Annotated in this window: 7 protein-coding genes and 1 pseudogene; 2 read left to right on the top strand and 6 right to left on the bottom strand. The window is 44.8% G+C overall.

Going from position 1 to position 5,923, the window contains the following annotated elements:
* Positions 1-104 precede the first annotated feature (104 nt).
* A complete protein-coding gene (locus VB693_RS28595) occupies positions 105-698 on the bottom strand; it encodes a TetR/AcrR family transcriptional regulator (protein ID WP_323269222.1) in 594 nt (197 codons plus the stop codon).
* 72 nt (positions 699-770) lie between these two features.
* Here VB693_RS28595 and VB693_RS28590 point away from each other — a divergent pair, with 72 nt between their 5' ends.
* Together VB693_RS28590 and VB693_RS28585 are read left to right on the top strand one after the other, a co-directional pair.
* Positions 771-2,252, top strand: a complete 1,482-nt coding sequence (locus tag VB693_RS28590) for an amidase (protein WP_323269221.1) — start codon at positions 771-773, stop codon at positions 2,250-2,252.
* Positions 2,253-2,344: 92 nt separating this feature from the next.
* Positions 2,345-3,172, top strand: a complete 828-nt coding sequence (locus VB693_RS28585; protein WP_323269220.1) for a class I SAM-dependent methyltransferase — start codon at positions 2,345-2,347, stop codon at positions 3,170-3,172.
* A 117-nt stretch (positions 3,173-3,289) separates the two neighbouring features.
* Here the strand turns inward: VB693_RS28585 and VB693_RS28580 are convergent, their stop codons facing one another.
* The 5 genes and pseudogenes from VB693_RS28580 to VB693_RS28560 all read right to left on the bottom strand — a co-directional run.
* The gene (locus tag VB693_RS28580) at positions 3,290-3,424 is read right to left on the bottom strand and encodes a hypothetical protein (RefSeq protein WP_323269219.1); all 135 of its coding nucleotides are present in this window, start codon (positions 3,422-3,424) and stop codon (positions 3,290-3,292) included.
* Positions 3,405-3,632, bottom strand: coding sequence for a hypothetical protein (locus tag VB693_RS28575; RefSeq protein ID WP_416233436.1), 228 nt, complete (start codon positions 3,630-3,632; stop codon positions 3,405-3,407). The genes VB693_RS28580 and VB693_RS28575 overlap by 20 nt, the downstream gene beginning before the upstream one ends.
* Positions 3,613-4,098 (bottom strand): PIN domain-containing protein, encoded by a 486-nt coding sequence (locus VB693_RS28570; protein WP_323269218.1) that lies wholly within the window; start codon positions 4,096-4,098, stop codon positions 3,613-3,615. Before VB693_RS28570 ends, VB693_RS28575 begins: the two co-directional genes overlap by 20 nt.
* 105 nt (positions 4,099-4,203) lie before the next feature.
* Positions 4,204-5,196, bottom strand: coding sequence for a tyrosine-type recombinase/integrase (locus VB693_RS28565; protein WP_323269217.1), 993 nt, complete (start codon positions 5,194-5,196; stop codon positions 4,204-4,206).
* A 382-nt stretch (positions 5,197-5,578) separates the two neighbouring features.
* Positions 5,579-5,923 (bottom strand): annotated as a pseudogene (locus VB693_RS28560) (hypothetical protein); the annotation flags it as partial.

Here is a 5,923-nt window from a genome sequence, read left to right as displayed (position 1 = left end):
CGTATTGATGACAGGATAGATGAATAGCGAGGAGGTTTTGAGATTTCCAGTTATCATGATCCCTATCTACGTGATGAAGATGTATACCTTCATCATCTGCAAACTTAAGTCCGCACTTTTTGAATATGTTGGATTGCAACTACTAACGCATCTATCATCACCTCATAACTAGCATCAGTAGAACGTTCTAATGTCATTAATCCAGCCTGTTCGATGGCGATAAAACCAGTAATTGCTGCGTTAACCATTCGCATTGCATCAATTAATTTGGTTTCACTGAGATTGTAGGATTGCAGCACACGTTTGAGGAAACGGAAGACTTCCTGAATTAGTGGTGCTGTTTCTGGATCTTGGAGATTGAGTTGAAATTGGGTCATAACTCGATAGCGGTGGGGGTAAGAACGCGCAAAATCCCGCGTTGCACGTCCTCCTGCCCGTAGTAATGCTTGGGGATCTTCCAGTCCGTTGGTTTGTTGACGAGACCATTCAATATATTGCTGCCAAATGGTAAGTGCAACTGCCCGTCGCAAAGCTAAATTGCCATCTAGATGCTTGTAAATCGCAGGAGGCTTAATACCCAATTCTCTTGCAACCCGATTCACACCTAAAGCAGCTTCCCCTTCTTGATCGAGACAGGCGATCGCAGCATTAATTACATCCTGCTGCGTCAAGGACTTTTCTTTGACTGGACGACCCATAAAGAATTTAGTTAATGCAATTAACTAAAAGTGAATATAATTAACTTTATCAAGAACTACCTGTCTACGCCTATGAGTAGTCTGACGTTTGCTCCTGCCCATCAACTGGCGCGAATGATTCGCGATCGCGAAGTTTCTGCCGTTGAAGTTCTCAATGCTTACTTGTCCCAAATCGCTAAACACAACTCGAAGTTGAATGCCATTTGCACGCTGGATGAGGAAAATGCTTATGTTAGGGCGAGGCTGGCTGATGAGGCTTTAGCTCAAGGCGAAAACTGGGGTGCTTTACATGGCGTTCCCATCACGATTAAAGACATTTTTGAAACCGCAGGATTGCTCACCACCGCAGGCTACATCCCTCTCAAAGACTACGTACCTCAACAAGATGCCACCGTCGTTGCCAGACTTCGGACAGCAGGAGCAGTCATCCTGGGAAAAACAAACATGGCGGAACTGGCTGGTGATTACCAAAGTACGAATTCCCTGTTTCCACGAGTCAATAATCCTTGGAATATTGACTACACTGCTGGCGGGAGTTCTGGGGGGAGTGCGGCGGCTGTTGCAGCAGGGCTATCGTCATTGGATTTAGGCAACGATATTGCGGGTTCAGTGCGTCAGCCTGCTCACTTCTGCGGCGTGTATGGCTTGAAGCCTACGGATCGCCGCATTTCTACAGCAGGACAAATTCCAGAAGTGCCTGGAATGCCAGTGTGTCTTCGGCAAATGATAACAGTGGGTTGTTTTGCGCGCTCGCTCGAAGATATCCGGCTGTGCTTCTCATTAATTGCAGGCTCTGATCTTCGCCGTCCTGATGTGCCGCCAATTCCTCTTGATAACCCTTCTGGTAAGTCTTTGCAGAATCTCAAAATTGCTTGGCTCGATGAATGGGTAGAGGTTCCTGTTGCGTCTGAAATTCGAGTGGCGATGAGTGCGATCGCACACACCCTGACTCAAGCAGGTGTCCAAATTGAACCCTGGCTTCCCAAAAATTTTGACCTATCAAAAACACTGAACCTCTACGGGCGGATGGCTGCATACATCAACATTTACGCTCAACCTGTAGATCGATATAACTTGCATCGCAGTTGGCAGCAGATTTTTCGCACCGCCACCCAAGGGGAAAAAGAACTCCGCAAATTGGGGGATTTTAGCCGCCTTCTACCAGACCTGTTGAACCCACGTCTGAAAGGATATTTTGAGGTACTTACCGAGCGCGATTGCTTCACTGCCCAAATGGATGAGGCATTAGAACCGTGGGATGCGTGGCTCACTCCTGTTGCTGCCACCCCTGCCTTTACCCATCGTCCCGCTTGGAGTGCTATTGAGATTGATGGCCGACCCTACCCTCATGCAGTGGCAAACGGAGCTTACACTATGCCATTTAATCTGAGTGGACATCCTGCGGTAGTGATTCCGATTGGACACACTCAAGATGGTCTACCGATTGGAATGCAAGTTGTTGGCAAACGGTGGCGTGAGATGGAGTTATTAGCGATCGCTCAGGAACTTGATAAAGTAATTAATGCTTTCCGAAGCCCGTCTGAAATTTTTTAACTAAAAAGCGCAATCACATCTACGCAACAGTGGTACTTAGACACAAAATCTAGAAAAATACTCTCACACTCAATATTTTTCCTAAATCGCTCATGCAAGACTTGAAGCAGACTCTTCAAAACGAGTGCTATGGTAAAGACCTGGAACAACGCAAACACTGGTACTCTCCCGCAGCCAAAGCCTATCAGCAAGTTAGACCGCGCTATCCCAAAGATTTGGTTGAACGGGTTATAGATTTAGCTCAACTTTCCTCGAACTCAACCTTGCTGGAAGTGGGATGTGGCCCGGCGATCGCCACTCCTGCCTTTGCCGTTCTTGGTTGCCGCATGGTCTGTGTCGAACCCAATCCCGATTTTTATCATCTGGCTCGACAAACTTGTGAACCCTACCCCAATGTAGAACTGCAAAATTGCTCATTTGAGGAATGGGAGTTAGAACCTCAACGGTTTGATGCGGTATTAGCAGCCAGTTCATTTCATTGGATTCCGCCAGAAATCGGCTATCCGAAGGCAGCAGCAGCATTGCGTCCAGACGGACATCTGATTTTGCTGTGGAATAAAGAACTTCAACCCCGCTACGAGTTGTACCAGCAGTTATTAACTGTTTATCAAACTTATGCACCATCGCTCAACCGCAGTTATGAAGACAGCACCACACAGGTGGCTATTCTTGACGAATTGGGGCAGATGGCATTCGAGTCCGGTCACTTCAAGGATGTAGTATCTGAACACATGGAGGTCGAAGTTACATACTCAGTGGATCAATATTTGATGTTGTTAAATACCTACTCACCTCACTTGAAACTAGAAACAGAGCAGAAACAAAAATTATTTGAGGGATTACGACAGGTGCTAGAACAAAACGGTGACACCATTGAATTATCGTATGTTTCTGCTTTTCATATTGCTCGCCCAATTTAAAAGACCGATAAGTCGGACGACGAAAGAAAATTCACTCACTAAGCAAGACGTAATCGTCACTGCATCTGTAGGATTCAAAAGAGTATAGAACTGGTCTAATAATTAACTGTGCGCTTGCTAATCAGGTGTTGCTTCCTCTTTCTCCTTCAATGTCGTATAAGGCATATATAACGACAATATCAGGCGATCGCCTCCCTCCAAGGGCAGCAAACCTGAAGCCGCAACATCATCACTACTCAATAATTTCATCATATTGATTGGTGTCTTCTGAAGATAATTCTTTCATCTCCTCCAACACATCCTCCAAAGTTTTTTCATCTAGCCATTGATGGCGTTCTTTGGTATAGTCTCCTTTACCGGGACTAAAATATTGAATAAACCGAATAGTATCGGTAATTCCTAAAGAATGGACTAAGGCATCATAGCCCTGTTTAATAATTTCATGTTGGGTTTTCATCATTGCTTTCCTCCGCTTGTATTACAAGAGCCAGCCATTGAACAGGATTATTAATCAAAACGTTAATTAATTGGGAGTTTTTCTGAGCTTTTTTGAAGAGTCTGTCATCTGTAGTGAGAAATACATCAGCCTGACTTCTTTCGGCACTGGCGATGTGGGTAGCATCATAGCTGGAGAATCCTAATTGTTGAAGTTCGGCGGCTCTATTTTCAATGAAGGCACTATTAATAACCTTAATTTTAGCAATGCCAAGTAATTTTTTGACATTTTCTAGTCTTGATAAATCAGGTGTTTGGTTTAATTCAGCGATTAAAGCACTGCTGTTAATAAGTTTCCAAGTTCCTAATTGACATTGACTCAGAATTGTCATAACTGCCTGTGCTTCCAAATAAATACGGGGTTGTGTCTGGTCATCAAACGGACGATTCAAACAACAAACATCAAGATAGACTTTATATTGTTTGCTCATAGTGTTTAATCGTCTAAATCATAATTTAGTCGGATTTGCTGGGTGAGTAATTTCTACATCATCCCCTGTTTTTTGGCTAACAATATCTAAATTTTTAGGTGTTTCTTAAATAAGTTCTGATATCGAATCGCTCATCTGCTTTTGCAAACGCTGACGGTTATCATCATATTTCAACACCGTCTGCACTTGGGCGTGTCTGCTGAATCGCTGAGTAGCACGGTAGTTGCCATTATTGAGATCCAAAACTGTAGTAATCGCACTGTGGCGGATGCGATGGGGTGACATCTTCTTAGTAATTCCGGCTTGCTTACATAACCCATCCACCAATCGCCTGATTGCCTCCCCGGTTAATCTCGCGCCATTTTTGTGATAAGCCAGCACCGTAAAAAGCGGGTCATTGCCACGTTTCTTTTTACTTGCTTTTATCCAATGGGAGATCGCAGATGCCGTTTTATCCGATAGGTCAAGCACTTCCTTTTGGCTACCCTTGCCCTTACCCAGAATAAAAAGCGTTTTCTCCTTGGGGTTAAAATCACTTACATTTAAGTTGACTATCTCATTGCGGCGCAAGCCATTATCCCAAAGTAACCGCAGAATGGCATAGTCACGCTTACCCTTTAATGTGTTCTGGTCAACCAGGGCAATGACTAAAGCATAGTCAGTAGCTGAAATACCCGTAGTGTCGCGGTAGGTTTCGACCCTTTCACCTTTGACATCATCTAAAGAGAAATTGCACACCCCCAGTCGTCGCCCCATCTCCACCATCGACTTGATAGCACTGAGGCGACGATTCACCGTAGCTTCAGCCAGCTTTTTCTTGATCAGGTGTGCCTTGTACTTCAAAACTACAGCAACAGCGTGACGCTGTTCCAGGTGAAGGAACTCCAAAACTAAGTCCCGACTGGGTTCTTTCTTAGCAACGAATAAGAAGAAATCTTTCAAGTCTTTTTGGTATTCGCGCTTAGTGTTCAGCGATCGCTTATCCCCAATCAACTGTTGAATAACATCAGGGTCATTCTCTAGGGAAAAGTCTTCACCGATCGCCAACGCCAGTGAGTTTTCGAGAACGCTTAGGTTTTCGGGATGGATCGATGTCATAGCGCAGCAGAGATTGGGAAGTTGAACACTCAAGCTATATCTTAGTTGTAAAGAAGTGTTTTTTCTTATAAGTGGTGTGAAAAGCTCCATTGTCGCACTATGTCCCAACAAGGGAGGGGGAGGGGTTTGGCAAGTATTTGTCAGATGATTTGCACTCACTTCGGGCGATTCAGAAAGATTTTCTGCAATGAAAGTGTCAGGGCTGACAAGGAAGTGCGTGATCTGACGGTCAACGAACACCAGTATCCATCGTTCGGGTTTATGGTGTGACAGAGTGTGTTGAGCAGAGGGAGGGATGAAAATTGTTGATAGCAATATTGCTATCAAAACTGTCTATACCGGCTTCTATACCCCGTTAATCAATTGCTGCTATATGCTGCTATCAGTGAGTGATATCAACAATATTGCTCTTTCCCAGCATCATGTTTTCGATCAGCGATCGCCATACTCGATCAGGAAGAAGGGCGTGCAACCAGAAATAAGCTTCGCCATGAGGCGAATAACGGAGTCTACCTGAGCGATCTATTGCGGCTCGATAGATGATTCTGGCAACCCCTTCAGGGTCAGGGAGAGACGCATCTAGTTTCTTACTAAAGCTTTTCATTCGCTCCACCATCACAGTGTAATCGGGATGACTGGCCCAGACGGCACTGCGATCAACAAAATCGGTTTTAACGCCGCCTGGTTCAATGATTTTCACCTGAATGCCAAAGCGTCGTAGCTCATC

Source organism: Anabaena sp. UHCC 0399, from assembly GCF_034931465.1.
GTDB lineage: Bacteria > Cyanobacteriota > Cyanobacteriia > Cyanobacteriales > Nostocaceae > Trichormus > Trichormus minutissimus.
The sequence above is the reverse complement of the archived record's forward strand: the minus strand, read 5'-3'. Positions and strand labels throughout refer to the sequence as shown.

What these genes read in the sequence shown, in the direction of transcription:
- VB693_RS28590 (WP_323269221.1), top strand. Translation starts at nt 771, where the DNA reads ATGAGTAGTCTGACGTTTGCTCCTGCCCATCAACTGGCGCGAATGATT.
- VB693_RS28575 (WP_416233436.1), bottom strand. Translation starts at nt 3,632, where the DNA reads ATGATGAAAACCCAACATGAAATTATTAAACAGGGCTATGATGCCTTA.
- VB693_RS28580 (WP_323269219.1), bottom strand. Translation starts at nt 3,424, where the DNA reads ATGATGAAATTATTGAGTAGTGATGATGTTGCGGCTTCAGGTTTGCTG.
- VB693_RS28595 (WP_323269222.1), bottom strand. Translation starts at nt 698, where the DNA reads ATGGGTCGTCCAGTCAAAGAAAAGTCCTTGACGCAGCAGGATGTAATT.
- VB693_RS28585 (WP_323269220.1), top strand. Translation starts at nt 2,345, where the DNA reads ATGCAAGACTTGAAGCAGACTCTTCAAAACGAGTGCTATGGTAAAGAC.
- VB693_RS28570 (WP_323269218.1), bottom strand. Translation starts at nt 4,098, where the DNA reads ATGAGCAAACAATATAAAGTCTATCTTGATGTTTGTTGTTTGAATCGT.
- VB693_RS28565 (WP_323269217.1), bottom strand. Translation starts at nt 5,196, where the DNA reads ATGACATCGATCCATCCCGAAAACCTAAGCGTTCTCGAAAACTCACTG.